20 protein-coding genes are annotated in these 20,966 nt (G+C 65.1%); 14 read left to right on the forward strand and 6 right to left on the reverse strand.

Annotated features, from left to right (window positions below; all coding sequences use genetic code 11):
- The first annotated feature begins 38 nt into the window (after positions 1 to 38).
- Complete coding sequence (deoC, locus tag CH281_RS01360; RefSeq protein ID WP_027498388.1) at positions 39 to 689, forward strand: deoxyribose-phosphate aldolase; 651 nt, start codon at positions 39 to 41, stop codon at positions 687 to 689.
- Positions 690 to 750: 61 nt separating this feature from the next.
- Here deoC and CH281_RS01365 read toward each other — a convergent pair whose 3' ends face one another.
- Positions 751 to 1,497, reverse strand: a complete 747-nt coding sequence (locus tag CH281_RS01365) for an LmeA family phospholipid-binding protein (protein ID WP_027498387.1) — start codon at positions 1,495 to 1,497, stop codon at positions 751 to 753.
- A gap of 110 nt (positions 1,498 to 1,607) precedes the next feature.
- Between CH281_RS01365 and CH281_RS01370 the strand changes: the two genes are divergently transcribed.
- Positions 1,608 to 2,195, forward strand: coding sequence for a type IV toxin-antitoxin system AbiEi family antitoxin domain-containing protein (locus CH281_RS01370; RefSeq protein WP_032365186.1), 588 nt, complete (start codon positions 1,608 to 1,610; stop codon positions 2,193 to 2,195).
- Positions 2,196 to 2,198: 3 nt separating this feature from the next.
- Here the strand turns inward: CH281_RS01370 and CH281_RS01375 are convergent, their stop codons facing one another.
- From CH281_RS01375 to CH281_RS01390, 4 genes are all read right to left on the reverse strand, one after another.
- The gene (locus CH281_RS01375; protein ID WP_179274075.1) at positions 2,199 to 3,140 is read right to left on the reverse strand and encodes a GNAT family N-acetyltransferase; all 942 of its coding nucleotides are present in this window, start codon (positions 3,138 to 3,140) and stop codon (positions 2,199 to 2,201) included.
- A gap of 26 nt (positions 3,141 to 3,166) precedes the next feature.
- Entirely contained in the window at positions 3,167 to 3,862 is a 696-nt protein-coding gene (locus tag CH281_RS01380; RefSeq protein ID WP_032386176.1) for a methylase, read from the reverse strand.
- 77 nt (positions 3,863 to 3,939) lie between these two features.
- Entirely contained in the window at positions 3,940 to 4,443 is a 504-nt protein-coding gene (locus tag CH281_RS01385; protein ID WP_032381240.1) for a DUF2505 domain-containing protein, read from the reverse strand.
- Positions 4,444 to 4,488: 45 nt separating this feature from the next.
- Positions 4,489 to 4,998 carry a DUF2505 domain-containing protein gene (locus CH281_RS01390; protein ID WP_032365188.1) on the reverse strand — a complete coding sequence of 170 codons (510 nt, stop codon included), beginning with the start codon at positions 4,996 to 4,998 and terminating at the stop codon, positions 4,489 to 4,491.
- A 58-nt stretch (positions 4,999 to 5,056) separates the two neighbouring features.
- Here CH281_RS01390 and CH281_RS01395 point away from each other — a divergent pair, with 58 nt between their 5' ends.
- The 3 genes from CH281_RS01395 to CH281_RS01405 all read left to right on the forward strand — a co-directional run bounded on the left by CH281_RS01395 (position 5,057) and on the right by CH281_RS01405 (position 9,046).
- Entirely contained in the window at positions 5,057 to 6,073 is a 1,017-nt protein-coding gene (locus CH281_RS01395; protein ID WP_032369786.1) for a UDP-N-acetylmuramate dehydrogenase, read from the forward strand.
- Positions 6,074 to 6,134: 61 nt separating this feature from the next.
- Positions 6,135 to 7,685 (forward strand): MBL fold metallo-hydrolase, encoded by a 1,551-nt coding sequence (locus tag CH281_RS01400; RefSeq protein WP_094692638.1) that lies wholly within the window; start codon positions 6,135 to 6,137, stop codon positions 7,683 to 7,685.
- A 122-nt stretch (positions 7,686 to 7,807) separates the two neighbouring features.
- A complete protein-coding gene (locus CH281_RS01405; RefSeq protein WP_179274076.1) occupies positions 7,808 to 9,046 on the forward strand; it encodes a L,D-transpeptidase in 1,239 nt (412 codons plus the stop codon).
- A gap of 59 nt (positions 9,047 to 9,105) precedes the next feature.
- Here the strand turns inward: CH281_RS01405 and CH281_RS01410 are convergent, their stop codons facing one another.
- A complete protein-coding gene (locus tag CH281_RS01410) occupies positions 9,106 to 9,861 on the reverse strand; it encodes an SDR family NAD(P)-dependent oxidoreductase (RefSeq protein ID WP_094692642.1) in 756 nt (251 codons plus the stop codon).
- A 333-nt stretch (positions 9,862 to 10,194) separates the two neighbouring features.
- Between CH281_RS01410 and CH281_RS01415 the strand changes: the two genes are divergently transcribed.
- From CH281_RS01415 to CH281_RS01455, 9 genes are all read left to right on the forward strand, one after another.
- A complete protein-coding gene (locus CH281_RS01415) occupies positions 10,195 to 11,496 on the forward strand; it encodes an ROK family transcriptional regulator (RefSeq protein WP_094692644.1) in 1,302 nt (433 codons plus the stop codon).
- Between the two features lie 11 nt (positions 11,497 to 11,507).
- Entirely contained in the window at positions 11,508 to 12,356 is an 849-nt protein-coding gene (locus tag CH281_RS01420; RefSeq protein WP_032369783.1) for an alpha/beta fold hydrolase, read from the forward strand.
- A gap of 67 nt (positions 12,357 to 12,423) precedes the next feature.
- Entirely contained in the window at positions 12,424 to 13,752 is a 1,329-nt protein-coding gene (mshA, locus tag CH281_RS01425; RefSeq protein WP_032369922.1) for a D-inositol-3-phosphate glycosyltransferase, read from the forward strand.
- A complete protein-coding gene (locus CH281_RS01430; RefSeq protein WP_032365194.1) occupies positions 13,749 to 14,255 on the forward strand; it encodes a YbjN domain-containing protein in 507 nt (168 codons plus the stop codon). The genes mshA and CH281_RS01430 overlap by 4 nt, the downstream gene beginning before the upstream one ends.
- Before the next feature lie 57 nt (positions 14,256 to 14,312).
- Complete coding sequence (locus CH281_RS01435; RefSeq protein WP_052053128.1) at positions 14,313 to 15,743, forward strand: nucleobase:cation symporter-2 family protein; 1,431 nt, start codon at positions 14,313 to 14,315, stop codon at positions 15,741 to 15,743.
- A gap of 77 nt (positions 15,744 to 15,820) precedes the next feature.
- The gene (locus CH281_RS01440) at positions 15,821 to 16,912 is read left to right on the forward strand and encodes a BMP family lipoprotein (protein WP_228139285.1); all 1,092 of its coding nucleotides are present in this window, start codon (positions 15,821 to 15,823) and stop codon (positions 16,910 to 16,912) included.
- Positions 16,913 to 16,930: 18 nt separating this feature from the next.
- Positions 16,931 to 18,433, forward strand: coding sequence for an ABC transporter ATP-binding protein (locus CH281_RS01445; RefSeq protein WP_032390616.1), 1,503 nt, complete (start codon positions 16,931 to 16,933; stop codon positions 18,431 to 18,433).
- Entirely contained in the window at positions 18,426 to 19,646 is a 1,221-nt protein-coding gene (locus CH281_RS01450) for an ABC transporter permease (RefSeq protein ID WP_032365197.1), read from the forward strand. Before CH281_RS01445 ends, CH281_RS01450 begins: the two co-directional genes overlap by 8 nt.
- A complete protein-coding gene (locus CH281_RS01455) occupies positions 19,643 to 20,911 on the forward strand; it encodes an ABC transporter permease (protein ID WP_094692646.1) in 1,269 nt (422 codons plus the stop codon). The genes CH281_RS01450 and CH281_RS01455 overlap by 4 nt, the downstream gene beginning before the upstream one ends.
- The last annotated feature ends 55 nt before the right edge of the window (positions 20,912 to 20,966 follow it).

Raw genomic sequence — 20,966 nt, forward strand, 5'->3', positions numbered from 1 at the left:
CAGGGCCGCGACATGCGGTGCTGTGAAAAGCTGGGTTCATGACACTCACCCGCGCCGCCCTCGCCGGAATGGTCGATCACACCCTGCTCAAGCCGGAGGCCACGGCCGCCGATGTGGAGGCCCTCATCGAGGAAGGCCGCGAGCTGGGAGTGCTCGCGGTGTGCGTCTCCCCGTCGATGCTGCCGATTCGCGCCGAGGGAATGCTCACCGCTGTGGTGGCCGGATTCCCGTCGGGTAAGCATCATTCGTTGATCAAGGGATCCGAGGCGCGACTGGCCGTGCAGCAGGGTGCCGACGAGGTCGACATGGTGATCGACGTCGGCGCGGCCATCGCGGGGGACTACAACGCCGTTCTGGCCGACATCGTGACCGTCCGTGAAGGCATCGGCGACGCCGTACTCAAGGTGATCATCGAATCGGCAGCGCTGTCCGACGAGGCGATCGTCGAAGTGTGCCGCGCCGCGGAGAAGGCCGGAGCGCACTTCGTCAAGACATCGACCGGATTCCATCCCGCAGGCGGCGCGAGCGTCGAGGCGGTGCGGCTGATGGCCGAGACCGTCGGCGGACGACTGGGCGTCAAAGCCAGCGGCGGCATCCGCACCACGGATGCTGCTCTGGCCATGATCGACGCCGGTGCCACGCGGTTGGGGCTATCGGGTACCCGTGCGGTGCTGGACGGGCTGAACTAGAGCGACTGCGTCGCACGTGCACGGAAACTCGTAGTGGGCTACGAGTTTCCGCTCACGTGGGTTACGCGACCAAGGAGCAACCCTCGGGCGTCTGCTGATTCTGGTTCTGCTGGGTGGCCGGGATGGTGTACTGGCCACCTTCGAGGGCGAGCTCGATGCCGGAGTCGGTGACGGTCAGCGACGTCGGAGCCATGTCCAGCGGGTACGCCTGCAGGCTGTCGGTGAGCACGCCGACGACGGAATCGACCAGATCGGTGGGGATTCCCAGGCCCAGAATCGATGCGTCGACGGTTTGGACGTCGACCTTGCCGCCCGTGACCTGCGGCTTGACGGTCAGCTTCGCAAGCGCGCCGACGGCGAACTCCAGAGTGCCCGCCGACGCGTCGGATGTGACTCCGGAGACGATGGCACCGATGCCCTGGCTCTGCAGGGTGCGGGTGATGCCGTCGGTCGACCACGAGATGTCGGCACTCGAGCTACCGATGGTGCCGCCGGAGTCGGCGCTCTGGGTCAGGTTCAGATCGTTCGCCTCGGCGTGCACGACCATGCCCTCGGCCGGGCCGAATCGAGCATCGTCGCTGTCGACGGTCACCGACGAGACCTTCTTGTCTACCAAGGACAGCAAGACCGGCTTGAAGCCGAGACCCACCTCCACCTGGCTGCCCAGCTCGGACTCGAGCTGGCCGGCGAGGCAGGATTTGATCTGCTGCCGAACGAACAGTTCTCCGCCGATGACGGCGACGAGGAGGACGACAACAACGGAGACTGCGATCAGCGGTACTGTGCTGCGCCTGGCTGAGGATGTCATTCCCGGCAGTCTTCCCGAAGTTTCTGAGCAAGCTCTGTGAAACTCGCCGAGTCCGGGGATTCGATTCGAAAGTTTGTGATGTGTAACACATTCTGACGTACTCTTGCTGCATGAGCACGATAGGACCGAGTGTGCAGGAGCTGCACTCGCTCGCGACCCGGCAGGACGGCTACTTCACCGCCGAGCAGGCCGGTGAACTCGGCTTCGATTCTGCGATGGTGCGCGTCAACCTGGCGACGGCCACGTGGACTCGCGTCGAGCGCAACCTGTTTCGGCTCGGGCAGTGGCCGCACAGCGAACTCGAAGTGTTCGCCATGTGGTGCGCGTGGTTCGGCGGCGAGGCAGTGATCTCACACCAGAGCGCCGCCGAATTGCACGGTTTCGGACACCTGCACCCGCAGTTCGTACATCTCTGCGCGTTCGGCGACCTAAGACTCACCGACACTCGCCTGGCAGTGCACCGACTGCGGCTCGAGCCGCGTGACGTCGAATCGGCCGGCACGTTCAACATCACCACTCCCGTACGCACGGTCCTCGACCTCGCCGCAGGCGGTATCTCGCAGATCACCCTCGACGAGGTGGTGGGCGACGCCGTGGCCATCGGTCGCGTCGACCCGCAGGCGCTGTACTCCGAGGCCGGCAGCAGCACCGATCGAGTGGCCGAACGCGTCGAACTGGCACTGTCCGCCTGTACGTGATCGCTAGCCCGCGTGCACGATCCGGGTGCGGGTGACGACGAAGCCTGCGCGCTCGAAGGCCGCTCGCATGGGTGCGTTCGCTGCATCGGTGGTTCCGACTATGCGGTGCTGCCCGTCGTCGTGGTGTATCCGGACCATCTCGGACAGTAGATCGTCGACATAGCCCTGACCACGATGCTCGGGGAGCACCCCGAGATAGCTGATCGCCGCGTCGTAGGCATTTCTGGTCGGGACGACGAAGCCCACCGTCGTGCCGTCGAGTCGGCCGGCGATCTGCCAGGACTCCCGCCGCCCCGGTAGCGAACCATAGAAGGCGAGATCGTCCGCGGCGAGTGCGGCGACGCCGTGCTCGGCGACCATCTCTCGAGTATGGGAGTCCAGGCTTCCGGCCGCGACGGCTTCGAACACCTCGAGGAACTCTGCATCGGTGCCCGCCGAGAAGCGCAGTCGGGTCGACGTCTCGGGCTGCGGGGCGTCAGCCGTCCGGGCGAACGAGACGCGTTCGGTCGTGCGGGTGAATCCGCCTCCGTACGCAGCCGATGCGCGCCACGCCAACGCCCGCGGCAGGGAATCGTCCATCGAGTTCCCTACCGGCACATCGACATTGAACTCCAATGCGATGCTGTGATCGAACGCTGCACGGGCGGCACCGACCAGGGCAGCGCCGACGTCGTCCGGTCTCTCCTCGTCCGGGGCGACCGACAAGCAGTCGAGGGTGACCGGGCTCGTTGCGTCGGAACGGCCCCACCACACCGCGCGTCCGACCGGACGGCCGGCGCGTTCGGCCAGCCATGTCCACTCGAACCGGTAATTGCCCGACGCCATGTCCTCGTGGAGGCGAGTCGAATCGACCCACTCGACTGGCTCCACAGTGCGCCACTGCTCGAGTATTTCGAGGTCGTCGCGCACACACGGCCTCACCGTGAGAGCGTCAGGTGTGTTCATGCGCATTTCCTTCGCAGCAGGATCGGTCACGTCGGGGCGACCGTCGACCAGGGCACTGTGAGCACGTTGTCTCGCATGCGGCGGCGGGGGAGTGCGACCGGGAGTCCTTGCTCTGCAAGCACTTTCAATGCCGCCCGCCAACGCAGGCGGGGTCCGAACGGTGCCAGTGGTGCCGAGACCGACCACGCGCGGTCGGCGCGGCGGAGCACATCGTGGATCAGCTCGCCCTCGATGTTGCGGTGTATCAACACTTTCGGAAGCCGCTCCGCGATGTCCGACGGCATCTCGACATCGAACGGGTCCCAGGCCAGAGTCAGAGATCGCGGCCCATCGGCGTCGAGCAGCACCCACGCGCAGCGTCGACCGAGTTCGTCGCACGTGCCGTCGACCAACAAGCCGCCGGGTGCCAGGCCGGACAGAATGCGGTGCCAGGCACCGGGAACCGCGTCCTCGGGATATTGCCGCAGCACGTTGAAGGCCCGCACCAGATTCGGTCGCAGTCCGGCCAACTCGAAACCGCCACGGGCGAATTCGACGCCGCCGCTTCCTTCGACCACCCGCGCGGGATCGATTTCCAGACCGGTGACTCGGAGATCGGGCCTGACGGTGCGAAGTCGGCCCGCGAGTTCGAGAGTCGTGTTCGGCATCGCCCCGTACCCGAGGTCGACGACGAGGGGGTCCGGTGATTCGCGCAGGACGCGTCGGACATCGGGATCGTGCATCAACCACCGGTCGCTGCGACGCAACCGATTGATGCCGGTGGTGCCGCGGGTGATGACACCCTCAGGCTTGTTCAGGGCTAGGCGTTCTTCTCGAGCCAGTCGGCGGTGACTTCGCCCTCGCCGCGCCACAGGTCGATGAGGTTGACGAGCATCAGTTGCTCGAGTTTGCCGCCGATGAACGGCAGGAACACCTTGGCCTCGGAGGACGTGCGCAGCGTCGAGCCACCGTTGGTGGGGAACAGTGACGTGGTGCCCTTCAGCGAGCCGGGTCCGGCCGGAATCGACGCGTCGTAGTGCCCCGCCGTGGTTTCCCCGTACGCGTCGAAATGCACGTTGCGAGTGATGACCATGTCTTTCTTCATCACCGTCTGTGCGATGTCGGGCAGTTCGGTACGGGGGATGACGTGGTGCATCACGATGTCGATTCCGGCGTCGGACACCTCGAAGCTCTTCAGCTCGTTCTCCGAATACTTACGCATCTCCTCGATGCGCGCGTCCCAGTGCTCGCGACTGGACAGCGCTGCATAGACCTGCTGCGTCGAGTGGGTGAACCGGGCGGAGTAGTTCATTCGGCGAGCCATAGTGCGCCAGGTTACCCAGGAGTGGAGCCTGCGGAACGACCAGGCTCAGCTGCTTGCTTGCGCGGCGATCCAGTTACCGGTGAAGTCCTGCTCGTTGTCGATGAGGGCGAGGACCTGCTCGCTGATCATCGCTTCGATCTTCCCGCCGAAGATGGGGACCTTGACCTCGGTGGTGCCGGCCAGAGCGACGGTGGTCGTCTCGCCCTTGCCGTCGAGGGTGGTGGTGCCGGTGATGCGCGCGGGTGCTCCTTCGACGGTGGCTCCGAAGGTGCCCGCGGCGTGGGTGCCGTCGAACTGTCCCCAGCTCTCGGTGCGTTCGATGATGAGGTCGCCCTTCTTGAAGGCGGTGACCGCGGACGGCAGCTCTTCTTCGGGGACCGACTGGGTCATGACGACGTCGATGGTGCCGTCGCCGACGGTGACGCTCTTCAAGCTGGCACCGGGGCCGCCGATCTGCTCGATGCGGTCCTTCCAGTACTGCTCGGACGTCAGCGCTGCGTGGACCTTGTCGGCGGAGGCGGGCACAGTCGAGCTGTGCTCAATAGGGCGAGGCATCCCCGCAGGTTACCGGGTGACTGAGGACGTTCGTGCGCGACCGGTAGCGTGAGAGTCCGTGCCTACTGCAATTTCCGAACTCACCACCATCCGGGTGGGCGGCCCAGCCCGTGAATTCACCGTCGCGACGAACGCTGACGAGTTGGTCTCCCTGGTGCGTGACGCGGACCGTGCAGGGACGGACGTGCTGGTCATCGGCGGCGGATCCAACCTGGTCGTCGGCGACGACGGGTTCGACGGCCGGGTGGTTCGGGTGACCGGCTCGCGGTTGGAGATCGACGGCGAGCGGGTGACCGTGGACGCCGGTGTCGAGTGGGATGCCGTCGTACAGGCGACGATCGATGCGGGTCTGTCCGGGATGGAAGCGCTGTCGGGGATTCCTGGAACGACGGGCGCGACGCCCATTCAGAACGTCGGGGCCTACGGCGCGTCGACGTCGGAATTGCTGCACAGCCTCACCGTCTACGACCGGCAGACGCAGGAAACGTCGGTGTGGACGCCCGAGCAGTGCGGATTCGGAACGCATCGGTCTTCGGTGTTCAAGCGATCGTCGCGCTACGTGATTCTGGACGTGACGTTCGCGCTGAAGAAGACCACCGAATCGCTGCCGGTGCGCTACGCGGCGTTGTCGGAGCGGCTCGATGTGCAGATCGGCGACGTCGTTCCGGTGCCCGACGTACGCGCAGCAGTGCTCGCGCTGCGCGGTGAGCGTGGGATGGTGCTGGATGCGGCCGATCACGACACGTGGAGCGTGGGGTCGTTCTTCCTCAACCCGGTGTTGCCGGAGGTGCCGGAGCAGGCAACCCACGCGCCGAGCTTTCCCGACCCGGCCGGCACGAAGATTCCGGCTGCCTGGCTCATTCAGAACTCGGGATTCCCGCGGGGCTACGGCACCGAGTTCGGCCGCGGTACCGCGGCCCTGTCGACCAAACATGTACTCGCGATCACCAACCGGGGTGGGGCCACCGCGTCGGACATCATGGCTCTTGCCGCGCACGTCCGAGACGGTGTGCGAGAGAAGTTCGGGGTCACGCTGACCCCCGAGTGTGACCTCGTCAACTGCGCTCTGGGTTAGGGACGCTCGAAACGGCGCATACGATGGAGATTCGAGAGTTCGGCTCGTAGGAGGTAAGTCAGTGCAGGTCACCAGCGTGGGGCACGCGGGATTCCATATTCGGACCGAGGCGGGGAGCATCCTGTGCGATCCGTGGGTGAACCCGTCCTTCTACGCGTCGTGGTTCCCTTTCCCCGACAACTCGGGCCTGGACTGGGACGAGTTGGGTGATTGCGATTACCTCTACGTCTCGCACCTGCACAAGGATCACTTCGATCCGAAGAACCTGGCCGAACACGTCAACAAGGACGCGACGGTGTTGCTGCCGGACTACCCGGTGCTCGATCTCAAGCACGAGCTGGAGAAGCTCGGCTTCCACAAGTTCTACGAGACCACCGACTCGGTCAAGCACACGTTGACCGGGCCCAAGGGTGATCTCGACATCATGATCATCGCGCTTCGCGCGCCTGCCGACGGCCCGATCGGCGACTCCGGCCTGGTGGTGTCCGACGGGAAGACCGTCGCGTTCAACATGAACGACGCGCGGCCGGTGGACCTGGACATGATGACCGAGCAATTCGGTCCCGTCGACGTCCACATGCTGCAGTATTCGGGCGCGATCTGGTACCCGATGGTCTACGACATGGTCTCGCGTGCGAAGCGGAACTTCGGTATCCAGAAGCGTCAGCGACAGATGGATCGTGCGCGTCAGTACATCGAGCAGGTCGGCTCCACGTGGGTCATTCCGTCCGCGGGACCGCCGTGTTTCCTCGACGACGAACTGCGCTCGCTCAACGACGTCTACGGCGACCCGGCCAACGTGTTCCCGGACCAGATGGTGTTTCTCGAGCAGATGCGCCTGCACGGGCACGACAAGGGTCTGCTGATGATTCCGGGCACGACGGCCACGTTCGAGGGTTCGGATCTGAAGTCCCACGAGCATCCCATCCCCACGGCCGACGCCGAAGCCATCTTCACCACCGGCAAAGCCGAGTACATCGAGGCCTACGCCCAGCGTCAGGCGTCGGTGATCGCGGCCGAGAAGGCAGGCTGGGCACCGGCCGAGGGAGAGCCGCTCCTCGAGCCGCTGCGCGGACTGTTCGAGCCGATCATGGCGCAGACGGATCTGATCTGCGACGGCATCGGCTACCCCGTCGGGATCACGATGGGTGACGAGACGGTTGTGCTGGACTTCCCGAAAAGGATTGTCCGAGAACCGATCTCGAACGAGAAGTTCCGATACAGCTTCACCATCCCGCCGGAACTGGTACGCACCGCTGTGCGTGATCAAGAGCCGGACTGGGTCAACTCGATCTTCCTGTCCACGCGGTTCCGGGCCCGACGCGTCGGCGGGTACAACGAGTTCCTGTACACGTTCTTCAAGTGCCTCACCGACGAACGCATCGCCTACGCGGACGGTTGGTTCTCCGAGGCGCACGACGACACGGCCACCATCACGATGGGCGGCTACGAGATACAGCGTCGCTGCCCGCACCTGAAGGCGGACCTGACGAAGTTCGGCATCGTCGAGGGAAACAAGCTCACCTGCAACCTGCACGGCTGGGACTGGAACCTGGACTCGGGCCGCTGCCTGACGTCGAAGGGACACGAGCTGCGCTCGCAGAAGCTCTGACTCGTCGTCGACGGTTCGCTGTGAGACTGCCCCCAAAAACAGTGGGAAATGTGGGGTAGTTCGCAGACGCAGGTACGTTGGACAACGTGCATGAGCAGGTAGAACAGACAAAACGGACGCGCATGGTGTGGTTGGTCACCGTGCTCGTCGCACTGGTTGCGTTAGTAGCCGGCTGCACCGTCGGATCGGGCGACAACAGCCCCGGTGCTTCGGCACCGACAACCGAGGCAGCGCCCGTCGCGCAGATCACGCAGAACCCGGCCGAAGGTGCCACCGACGTCAGCCCGGTGGCACCGATCTCGGTGTCGGTGACGAACGGAACCCTCACCCAGGTCGAGTTGACGAACCCGGACGGCAAGATCGTTCAGGGGGCACTGGCACCCGACAAGGCGTCCTACGCCGTCACCGAGCCACTCGGGTACGGGGTGAAATACACGTGGTCCGGTTCCGCCGTCGGCGCGGACAACAAGACCGTGCCGATCGAGGGCAGCTTCACCACCGTCGAACCGGACAGCCGTACCTCGGTGAGCACCAACATCGGCGACGGCCAGGAAGTCGGCATTGCAGCGCCGATCATCCTGCAGTTCGACTCGGCGATCGAGGACAAGGCAGCCGTCGAGAAGGCGCTGACCGTCACCACCAACCCGCCGACGCCCGGTGCCTGGGCGTGGTTCCCCGACGACAACGGCTCGCGCATCCACTGGCGTCCCACCAACTACTGGACGCCCGGCACGACGGTCTCGGTGAACGCCAAGCTCTACGGCGTGAACTACGGCGACGGTGCCTACGGGGCCGACGATGTCACCCTCAACTTCAGCATCGGACGCAGCCAGGTCGTCGTCGCCGACGCCACCAGCCACCGCATGCAGGTGGTGCGCGACGGCGCGACGATCATGGACATTCCCGTCAGCTACGGCGAGGGCAACGAGGATCGCAACGTCACCCGCAGCGGCATCCACGTCGTCACCGAGAAGCACGAGGACTTCCTGATGTCGAACCCGCCGTTCTACGAGAACGTGCGCGAACGCTGGGCGGTGCGCATCTCCAACAATGGCGAGTTCATCCACGCCAACCCACTGACCACCGGCGTGCAGGGCGCATCGAACGTCACGAACGGATGTATCAACCTCTCGACCGAGGACGCGCAGCAGTACTTCGGCACGGCGATGTACGGCGACCCGGTGGAGGTCACCGGCACCCGCATCGACCTCTCCGCAGCGGACGGTGACCTGTACGACTGGGCCATCGACTGGCCGACGTGGGAGTCGATGTCGGCGCTCCCTGCCGGCGGGGCACCAGCTACGACGACGCCTGCGACAACGGCACCCGCGACGACAACGGCACCTGCGCCCGCTGGGTAGAGCGCTGCGCGCATGTGAGTGGAACCTCGTAGCCCACTACGAAGTTCCACTCACATGGGTTACTTGCGGGAGAAGCGCCCCGGACCGGCCTGATCGCGTGGCTTGATGATGATCTGGTCGAGATTGACGTGCGACGGGCGGGAGGCGACGAAGCCGATCACCTCCGCGATGTCGCTCGCGACCAACGGCGTGATGCCCTGGTAGACCGCGTCGGCCTTGGCCGCGTCACCGTCGAAGCGGACGAGTGAGAATTCGGTTTCCACGGCACCCGGTGCGACCTCGGTCAACCGCACGGGCTTGCCGAGCAGCTCGCCGCGCAGTGTCCGATGCAGTACGGCCTGAGCATGTTTGGCGGAGGTGTATCCCGAGCCGTTGTCGTATGCCTCGAATGCCGCGACGGAGGTGATGGTGAAGATCAGGCCGTCTCCGGAATCGATCAGCTTGGGCAGCAACGCTTTCGTGACGCGGAGTGTGCCGAGAACGTTGGTCTCCCACATCCAGCGCCAGTCGTCGAGGTCGGCGTCGATCACCGGGGCCAATCCCTTTGCGCCACCGGCATTGTTGATCAGGACGTCGACGCGGGGGATGACGGCGGTGAAGGCGGCCACCGAATCCTCGTCCGTCACATCGAGTTCCAGGGCGGTGCCGCCGATCTCCGAGGCCAGTTCTTCGAGTCGGTCGAGCCTGCGTGCGCCGATGACGACGTGGAATCCGTCGGCGGCGAGTTGGCGCGCAGTGGCCGCGCCGATGCCGGAACTCGCTCCGGTGACGACGGCGATGCGGGTATCGGGTGCGATGTGTTCGGGCGAGGTCATGGAGAAATTCTAGTTCGGGAGAAACAGCGCATCCGGACGGGCCCGATTGGACAATCGGGCTTCGAGTGCTAATTTTGGGTTCATGTCCGCCAGCGAGACCACCGCGATGCGGGTCACCTATGTGACCGCGTCCCTCGGGTCTCGCCTCCCGCTTCCTCGGGAATTGTGTTGTCTCGGCCAAGGAACCTGTCTCTAGCCTTCTCGCGCTATGGGCAGTCGATTCGCGTGACGTGGACCTCTCCGGTCCGCCTCACCCCTTGACCTGCATCACTTCGCTCTTTCGTCGACGTTGCACACGAGACGAGAGTTTTCCACTGCTGAGGAACACGACGGATGTCCGTATCCACGCTGCACCACCACTCTCGCCCCACCGCGCTGCGCTCGCCGGCGCGGTCCTCCTCCCACACCCCGCTGCGATCGCGGGTCCAGCTCGTCGCGCCCGATCTTCGGATTGCCGACAGTCCCGCGGCGTCGGTACTGCGGGTCGCATGCGTCGAGGGCCCGATCTCGCGTGACAGTGCGGCGCGCACAACGGGTTTGAGCATTGCCACGGTCAATCGTCAGGTGTCTGCTCTGCTCGGCGTCGGATTGCTGCGCGAGCGCGCAGACCTCACGGCCGCCGGTGCGATCGGACGACCCCGCGTGCCGTTCGAGGTCAATCACGAGCCGTTCTCGACCATCGGGATCCATATCGGTGCCGTCGTCACCGGGATCATCGTCAGCGACCCGCGCGGAAAGATCCTGGGGGCTGTGGAGATTCCCACGCCCAGCGGGTCCGCCGATGCGGCGCTCGCCTCGATCACCCGCAGCGCCGGGGCCTTCGCCGGCAGATGGCATCGGCGCACCCCGCTGTGGGTGGGGGTTGCCCTCGGCGGCCGTGTCGACACGACGACCGGCACCGTCGATCATCCGCGTCTGGGCTGGGAGAACGCCCAGGTGGCGGGTGTCATCGGCGGTGGGTTGGGGCTACCGATCTCTGTTTCCGGCCACGTCGAAGCGATGGCGGCGTCGGAACTTCTGCTCGCGCCCCGCGTATCGGACGCCGCTGCTCCGCCGAGCAGCACCGGCACCTCGCTCTACTTCTATGCACGCGAAAGCGCAGGCATGGCGCTGACGATCGACGGCCGCGTGCACACTCCGTCCAGCGGACCCGGGTCGATCGCTCACCTGCCCACCGGCTCGTCGGTGCTGTGCAGCTGCGGCAACCGGGGCTGCCTCGAAGCGGCCGTCAGCGATCGCGCGATCGTGACCGCGGCGATCGACCGCAAAATTTTCGCGAGCGTAGCCCGCGGAGCCCGGCCGACTATCTCCGCTGTGTACCGAGCCGCGACCGACGGCTCGGAGGCGGCCCGGGACTTGCTCGTCGAACGGGCCGTCACGTTGGGTCGGACGGTCGCCCTGTTACGCGACATGTTCAATCCGGATCGAGTGGTACTCGGTGGCCAGGCGTTCACGGCGTACCCCGCCGGGATTCCGCACGTGGGGGAGGCCTTCGCCGCCAATTCGACGTTGCCGCGCAGGGACATTCGGGTCACCGGATTCGGCGACAGGGTGCAGGAGTTCGCCGCAACGGTGGTTTCGCTCAGTTCCCTGTACTCGGATCCACTGGCCTCGATGCGCCGAGCAGCCGCGTAAGTTGACCCCACATGAGCACCCCTGCAGCAGGACCGGTTCGGCAGGCCACCGGCATCGACGGAACGAACATCGTCTATCGCGTCACCGGTGACCCGGCGGCGAGACCGCTGGTTCTGCTGCACGGGTGGGCGCAGAGTTCGGCGTGCTGGGGCGACGGGCTGCTGGCCGATCTGTCCGCGCGCTATCGCGTCGTCGCCGTCGACCTCCGTGGTCACGGTTACTCCGATGCCCCCGAGGCCGGATACGACGATTCGAAGATCTGGGCCGGGGACGTGGCCGCGGTGCTGGACGCCGAGAACATCACGGCAGGCGCAGTGCTGCTGGGGTGGTCGTACGGCGGGCTGGTGATCTGCGACTATCTCGCGACCCACGGCTCGGACGCGATCGCGGGCATCGTGCTCGTCGGCGCGATCACGAGTATCGGCAGGGGAGAGGCAGGCGGACGGGTGGGCACGGCCATGCGGGCGGCGATTCCCGGGGCGATGGCCGAGGAACCGCGTATCGCGATCAAGGCGCTGGGTAGTTTCGGTAATGCGTTGACAGGCCCCGTCGAGGGAAAGGGCACCGAGGCGCAGGCCCTGTTCGGGTTGACCCTGTCCACCCGCCCGCGGGTTCGCGCCGCGTTGTTCGATCGCACCGTCGGCCACGACGAGCTGCTGCGCAACCTCGATATCCCCGCCTTCGTGCTGCACGGAACCGACGACACCGTCGTCGATGTCTCGGCCGGTCGGCACGCCGCGGACCTCATTCCCGGAGCCGGCGCGTCGTACTGGGACGGCGTCGACCACGGCCCGTTCGTGGCCGATCCGCAGCGCTTTCTCGGCGAGGTGAGCGAATTCGTCGACGGTCTGGACGGGTGAGCAAAAGCGCAGGCCGTGCGAAGCGGCAGACGTGGCGACGTAATGTGGAGGCGTGCACGCTGAAGAAGTGACTGGACGCCGGCTGAACAGGGTCGCTGTGTTGTCCTTGCATACCTCCCCGCTGGCGCAGCCCGGAACGGGCGATGCCGGGGGAATGAACGTCTACGTACTGCAGAGCGCCAAGCAGTTGGCCGAACGCGGCGTCGAGGTCGAGATATTCACCCGCGCGACGTCGTCGAGCGACGCGCCGGTCGTCGAGGCCGCTCCCGGGGTGCTGGTACGCAACATCGTCGCGGGGCCGTTCGAGGGTCTGGACAAACACGACCTGCCCACTCAACTGTGTGCGTTCGCGGCCGGGGTGCTCCGCGAGGAAGCTCGGCACGAGCCCGGCTACTACGACCTGGTTCATTCGCACTACTGGCTGTCGGGTCAGGTGGGTTGGTTGGCGCGTGATCGCTGGGGAGTGCCGTTGGTGCACACGGCTCACACCCTCGCCGCCGTCAAGAACGCGTCTTTGGCTCAAGGCGACGCACCCGAGCCCGCGGCCCGTCAGATCGGTGAGCAGCAGGTGGTCGCCGAGGCCGATCGATTGATCGCCAACACCACCGAGGAAGCGAAATCGCTCGTCGAGATCTACGGGGCTCGGCAGGAGTCGATCGACGTGGTTGCCCCGGGAGCCGATCTGGCGCAATACAATCCGGGAGACAAGCGGGCTGCACGTGCCGCACTCGGACTCTCGCAGGACGAGGCCGTCGTCGCGTTCGTCGGGCGGATCCAACCGCTCAAGGCCCCCGACGTTCTGGTCGCTGCGGCTGCCGAAGTGCTGCAACGACATCCGAGCATGCCGCTGCGGATCCTGATCGTCGGCGGGCCGTCCGGCAGCGGGTTGGACCGACCCGACAGTCTGATCGATCTGGCCGATACGCTCGGGATCACCCCGCACGTGACGTTCATGCCGCCGCAGCCGTCCGCTCGCCTGGCGCAGGTGTACCGAGCCGCCGATCTCGTGGCGGTGCCGAGCTACAACGAATCGTTCGGTCTGGTGGCGATCGAAGCCCAGGCCTGTGGAACACCGGTTCTCGCGGCAGATGTCGGCGGGCTCGGTGTCGCGGTGCGATCCGGTGAAACCGGGCGACTGGTGCAGGGACACCGCATCACGGACTGGGCCGACGCATTGGCGTCGATGCTCGTCGATCGAGCGGCGTTGTCCGAGATGGCAATTGCCGCACCGCTCCATGCGCGAAACTTCTCGTGGGAACACACCGCGGACGGCCTGATCGAGAGCTACCGGCAGGCCCGATTCCACTTCGATCGAGGCGAGGCACCGAGTGAATTCTCGCCGCGTCGAGTCCGAGGATTGTCGAAATTGCGCAGATCGGGAGCAGTGACTGCATGAGCGAAACCGCCGAACTGATCGACCGGGTCCTGAAGGATCGCGAACTGGACTACACGCGGCGCGGCGAGGTGTTCACCGTCGAACTGCCCGGGGAACGCAAACTGAAGACGACGACGATGTTGACCGTCGGACACCACGGGGTGCGCATCGAGGCGTTCGTCTGCCGCAAGCCCGACGAGAACTTCGAGGGCGTCTACAAATACCTGCTGCGTCGCAACCGTCGGCTGTACGGAGTGCACTACACGATCGACAAGGTCGGTGACATCTACCTGGTGGGCCGAATGTCGTTGCGCGCCGTCGACGGTGACGAACTCGATCGGATCTTCGGTCAGACCCTCGAGGCCGCCGACGGCGACTTCAACGTGCTGCTCGAGCTGGGTTTCGCGGAGTCGATCAAGCGCGAATGGGCCTGGCGCGTGTCACGCGGTGAATCGCTCGCGAATCTGAAGGCGTTCGAGCACCTGGTGGCCAGTGGCAGCAGCGACGAGCCGGAACATCCGTAACTCGCCGGAAACGGCTGGGTATTGCCCTCGGTAACGTCCGGTTCCTAGCCTGAGGTCATGACCAGGCCCGAGGACACTCGCCCGCCGCTGCTGCAGATGTTCGGCTACGGCATGCAGCACATCCTGTCCATGTTCGGCGGTGTCATCGCCGTCCCGATCATCGTGGGCGGAGCAGCGGGCCTGTCCGGGGCCGATCAAGCGCTGCTCATCTCGTGCGCGCTGTTCGTCAGTGGTGTCGCGACCGTGCTGCAGACCGTCGGAGTTCCCTTCTTCGGCTCGCAACTGCCGCTGGTGCAAGGCATCTCGTTTGCATCGGTGTCGACGGTGCTGACCATCATCGGCAGCGCGGAGGACGGTAGAACCGGGCTCCGCACGGTCCTTGGGGCCGTCCTGGTGGCCGCGCTGATCGGCTTGGCCATCGCCCCGTTCTTCTCGAAGATCGTCCGCTTCTTCCCACCCCTGGTGACCGGAAGCATCATCACCGTCATCGGGCTGTCGCTGATGCCGGTCGCCGCACGCTGGATCACCGGCCAGGAGATGGTGGGCGGTGCGCCGAACCCCGAGTACCTGGACCCCGGCAACATCGGACTGGCGATGTTCACCCTGCTCGCGGTGCTGGTGATGACCAAGATCAAGGTGCTCTCGCGCCTGTCCATCCTGCTCGGGCTCGTCGTCGGGACGATCGCAGCACTGATCGTGGGCAAGACGGACTTCGGCGGCGTCGGGGACGCCGCGGTGGTCGCGGTGCCCACCCCGTTCGCCTTCGGCTCGCCGATCTTCGCCGTCGGAGCGATCGTGTCGATGACGATCGTGATCCTGGTGGTGATGGTGGAGACCACGGCCGACATCCTGGCCGTGGGAGAGGTCGTCGGAACCGACGTCGACTCCCGACGTGTCGGCGACGGATTGCGCGCAGACATGGTCTCCTCGGCCATCGCCCCCATCTTCAACACGTTTCCGGCCACGGCGTTCGCACAGAACGTGGGACTGGTTGCGATGACCGGCATCAAGAGCCGCTTCGTCGTCGCCCTGGGCGGCGGCGTGCTTGCGCTGCTGGGTCTTTCGCCGGTTCTCGCGGCGGTGGTCGGCGTGGTTCCGCTGCCCGTGCTCGGCGGTGCCGGAATCGCCCTGTTCGGAACCGTCGCCGCCAGTGGAATCCGCACCCTCGGCAAGGTGAACTACGACAACAACGCCAACGTCGTCATCGTGGCGGTGACCTTGGCTTTCGGTCTCATTCCTGTTGTTGCGAGCGACTTCTGGGACGAGTTCCCGGACTGGTTCGTCACGGTGTTCCATTCCGGAATCAGTGCCGCAAGCATTGTCGCAGTGGTGCTCAACGTATTCTTCAACGTATTCAAGCCCGGTACGCCGTCGAATCCATCGGTGGTCGCCGCGGGCCCGGCAGTGATGGTGCGCGAGGACGAAGCACGGGTACTCGGCGAAGGCGGAACCTTGCCCGGCAAGGTCACGCCCGAGTCCGATACCTGAGTGAAATCCTGCGCACCCAGGTTCGCGCGAGTACCGTCCCGAAACAGACGAAACACACATCGATATTGGAGGACATCTTGTCATTCGTTACCCGCACGAGTACGCGGAAGGCAGCACTCGGCGGCGTCGCGTCGCTCGGTGCCATCGCCCTGATCGCAGGCTGTGGATCCGCACCCGAGAACGAAGGATCGGGCGGGGGCGGCTCGAGTGACTTCCTGCCCTGCATGGTCTCCGACAGTGGCGGATTCGACGACAAGTCGTTCAACCAGCTCGGATTCGAGGGACTCACCGAGGCTGCAGGCGAGCTCGGCGTCGAGCCGCGCACCGTCGAGTCCACGTCGCCCACCGACTACGCCCCCAACATCAACAACCTCGTCGATCAGGGCTGCAACCTGATCGTCACCGTCGGATTCGACCTGGCCGACGCCACCAAGGTCGCGGCCGAGGCCAACACCGACATCGATTTCGCGATCATCGACGACTCCTCGATCGATCTGCCGAACGTCAAGCCGCTGACCTACGACGCGTCGCAGTCGGCATTCCTGGCCGGTTACGCCGCCGCCAGCTACAGCAAGACCGGAGTCGTCGGCACCTTCGGCGGCTCGCAGCTGCCGACCGTCACCATCTTCATGGACGGTTTCGCCGACGGTGTGAACTACTTCAACGAGCAGAAGGGCAAGGCAGTCCGCGTCATCGGCTGGGATGTGCCTTCCCAGAACGGCTCGTTCACCGGTGGATTCACCGCCAACGAGGTCGCCAAGAACACCGCCCAGGGCCTGATCGACCAGAACGCCGACGTCATCTTCCCGGTCGGTGGACCCATCTATCAGAGTGCGGCGCAGGCCATTCGGGACTCCTCTCGTCCGGTCGCACTGATCGGTGCGGACGCCGACGTCTTCGAGTCGGACCCGTCGGTCGGCGACCTGCTGCTCACCTCGGTGACCAAGGGCCTCAAGACCAGTGTCGACGAGGTAGTGGCCAACTCCGGTGCAGACAAGTTCGACAACAGCCCGTACGTGGGCACGCTCGAGAACGACGGCGTCGGCATCGCGCCGTTCCACGACTTCGAGTCCCAGGTCGACCCCGCGCTGCAGGGCGAACTGGACACGATCAAGGCCGGCATCGTCGACGGGTCCATCACCGTCGAATCGCCGTCGGCACCCAAGTAGCCTCGGTCGTAAAGGGATATGAAGCTCGAACTTCGCGGTATAACCAAACGATTCGGCTCGTTGATCGCCAACGATCACATCGATCTGACGGTCGAATCCGGCGAGATCCACTGCCTCCTCGGTGAGAACGGCGCAGGCAAGTCCACGTTGATGAACGTGCTCAGCGGCCTGTACCGCGCCGAGGAGGGCCAGATCCTGCTCGACGACGTCGAGCAGAACTTCGCCGGACCGGGCGAGGCGATGACTGCAGGAATCGGCATGGTGCATCAGCACTTCATGCTGATTCCGGTGTTCACCGTGGCCGAGAACATCGTGCTCGGCAACGAAACCACCTCGCTCGGTGGACGACTCGACCTCGTGGCAGCACGAAAGCTGGTACGAGAAATATCCGCGAGGTTCGGCTTCGACCTCGACCCCGATGCTCTCGTCGACGATCTCCCCGTCGGCGTGCAGCAGCGGGTCGAGATCGTCAAGGCGCTCTCTCGAGAAGCCAAGGTGCTCGTGTTCGACGAGCCCACGGCCGTGCTGACGCCGCAGGAAACCGACGATCTGATGCGGATCATGCGGGAACTTGCGGCGTCGGGCACCACCATCGTGTTCATCACCCACAAGCTCCGTGAAGTACGCGAAGTAGCAGACAAGATCACCGTCATCCGGCTCGGCAAGGTCGTCGGCGAAGCGAAGCCGACGGCAGGCAACACCGAACTCGCCGCGTTGATGGTGGGACGTGATGTGCAGCTGACCGTTTCGAAGGAACCGGCCGAGCCGGGTGCTGCAGCATTGGTCGTCGAGAACCTGTCGGTGTTCGACGCCCAGGGCAACAAGACCGTCGACGACATCAGTCTCGAGGTCGCCGCGGGAGAAATCCTCGCCATTGCCGGCGTGCAGGGCAACGGGCAGACCGAATTCGTCGAGGCGCTACTCGGCTTGCAGGAGAACGTATCCGGAAAGATCGCCCTCGACGGCCGCTCTCTCGTCGGGGCGACAGTTCAGCAGGTGCTCGACGCCGGCGTGGGGTTCGTGCCCGAGGACCGGACCGTCGACGGCCTGGTGGGGGAGTTCTCGATTGCCGAGAACCTGATGCTCGACCGCTCCATCAGCGAGCCGTTCGTGCGGCGCGGAGCGGTACAGCGGGAGTATCTCGACACGTTCGCGTCGGAGAAACTGAGCGAATTCGACGTGCGGGCACCGGGAATTGGAACCGCCGTCGGACGCCTGTCCGGTGGTAACCAGCAGAAGGTGGTGCTCGCACGCGAACTGAGCCGCGATCTGCGACTGTTCGTCGCCGCGCAGCCCACTCGCGGAATCGACGTGGGATCCATCGAATTCGTACACAAGCGCATCGTCGCCACCCGGGATTCGGGGATCCCGGTCATCGTGGTGTCGAGCGAACTGGACGAGGTCGCCGCACTGGCCGACCGCATAGCCGTCATGTATAGAGGAGCAATCGTGGGAATCGTCCCCGGGGATACGTCCCGCGAAACACTCGGATTGATGATGGGCGGCGAGCGCGGTGAGTGAGACCGAGCAGCCGTCGAAAGCTCATGTCGTACTTCGGCAGATCTTCACCGGCAGTGCGATCATCTCGGTTCTCGCGGTGTTGCTTGCGCTCATCGTCGGTGCCGTCCTCATTGCCGCGACCAACTCCGGCGTCCAGGAATCGGCAGGCTACTTCTTCTCCCGTCCATCGGACATGCTGACGGCGATTTGGGATTCGGTGTCCGGCGCGTATTCGTCGCTGTTCCAGGGGTCGGTGTACAACTTCCGTCGTCCGGGGTTCGAGAACGGCATCCGGCCGTTGACCGAGACGTTGACGTTCGCGACACCGCTCATCGTCGCCGGACTCGGTGTGGCCCTTGCCTTTCGGGTCGGTATGTTCAATATCGGTGGTCGTGGCCAGATGCTCATCGCCGCCGCGTGTGCGGGCTGGGTCGGTTTCGGGGTGAGCCTGCCTGCCGGCATTCATCTGCTGGTGGCCGTTGTCGCAGGCGTTGTCGGCGGCGCGGTCTGGGGCGGCATCGCCGGATTTCTCAAGGCCCGCACCGGTGCCCACGAGGTGATCGTCACGATCATGCTCAATTACGTTGCGTTCTATCTCATCTCGTACCTGCTGCGTACTCCCGGTGCGCTGCAGGCGCCGGGATCGAACAATCCGAAGACGGCCCCCATCGAATCGACGGCCGTGTTCCCGAAGCTGTTCGGCGACAAGTACAACCTGCATCTCGGGTTCGTGCTGGTCATCCTCGTGACGGTGGCGGTGTGGTGGCTGCTCGAACGATCGAGCCTCGGATTCCGGTTCCGTGCCGTCGGTGAGAACCCGCACGCGTCACGCGTCGCCGGAATGAACGTCAACCGTATCTACCTCTACGCGATGATCCTGTCCGGAGCTCTCGTCGGCCTGGCCGGTGTAGCTCAGGTGCTCGGTACGGTCACCACCGGCTTCAGTGCCGACATCGACGCCGGTATCGGATTCGACGCCATCACCGTGGCCCTGCTCGGGCGATCCAAACCGTGGGGCGTCTTCTTCGCGGGAATCCTGTTCGGCGCGTTCAAGGCCGGCGGGTTCGCCATGCAGGCGGCCGAGGGCGTACCCATCGACATCGTGCTCGTCGTGCAGTCGGTGATCGTGCTGTTCATCGCCGCACCGCCGTTGGTGCGAGCGGTGTTCCGATTGCCCAAACCCGGTGAAGAGAAACTCGCCAAAGCCGAGACCGCGAAGGTGGGTGCACTGTGACCACCTCCGTCGACTCACCCGCAGAGACGGTCCTCGGTCGTAGTTGGAAGGTGCCCACGATCCTCGGGGTCGTGACACTGCTGGCGTTGGTGCTGTTCGTGGTCCGAAAAGGCTCAGGAACCAGTACATTCGCGCTGGCCTCGGAAGACGACTTCTTCGCACTGCCCGCCGTCGGCGTACCGTCGTACGGTGCCGGCCTGGTCGTGGTCGTATTGCTGGCCGTCATCACCGGCTACGCGGCCCTGTTGGCGTCGCGTTACCGGTCGACGCCGCTGTGGCTGCTCGCCGTGTTCACAGTGCTGTTCGTATTCGGATTTCTCGCGTGGGCCGCGGACGGGGAGACGATCCCCGTACCCGGATTGCTCATCGGCGCAGTCGCTTTGAGCACACCGCTGATCTTCGGTGCGATGGGCGGAGTGATCTCCGAGCGTGTCGGCGTCATCAACATCGCCATCGAGGGGCAGCTGCTGGCAGGGGCTTTCGTCAGCGCCGTCGTCGCGTCGATCACCGGTTCGACCTACGTGGCGCTGCTCGCCGCTCTGGTCGCCGGCGCACTGACCGCGTCGCTGCTGGCGGTGTTCTCGATTCGCTACTTCGTCAATCAAGTCATCGTCGGTGTGGTGCTGAACGTGCTTGTCGTCGGACTGACGAGCTTCCTGTACTCGGTGGTGCTCACCAAGAACGCCGAGACGCTGAATTCGCCACCGCGCTTCGCGCGCATCGACATTCCGGTGCTCTCGCAGATTCCGATCCTCGGTCCGGTGCTGTTTCGACAGACACTGATCGTCTATTTGATGTACATCGCCGTGGCCCTGGTGTTCTTCGGTCTGTTCCATACCAAGTGGGGTCTGCGACTACGTGCCGTCGGTGAGCATCCGCAAGCCGCCGACACTGTCGGAATCAACGTGGCCCGAACGCGGTTCTGGAACGTCTGCCTCGCCGGTGCCATCGCCGGGCTCGGCGGTGCGTATTTCACGCTCGGGTCTGTCGGAGCCTTCGGCAAGGAGATGACCGCAGGTGCCGGCTACATCGCACTCGCCGCGGTCATCTTCGGCCGATGGGATCCGGTGCGTACCACCCTGGCCGCATTGCTGTTCGGATTCGCGTCGAATCTGCAGAACGTACTGGGCATCATCGGGTCCCCGGTGCCGAGCGAGTTCATGCTGATGCTGCCGTACGTGGTCACCATTTTCGCCGTCGCCGGCCTGGTGGGCCACGTGCGAGGACCGGCCGCAGCGGGCAAACCGTACGCGTCCAGGAGTTGACGGTTTCGCCATCTGACTCAGCGGTAGGGTCGTAAGTCCGATGTGACCGCTTTCA

The sequence above is a fragment of the Rhodococcus sp. 06-221-2 genome (assembly GCF_002258365.1).
GTDB classification, from domain to species: domain Bacteria; phylum Actinomycetota; class Actinomycetes; order Mycobacteriales; family Mycobacteriaceae; genus Rhodococcoides; species Rhodococcoides fascians.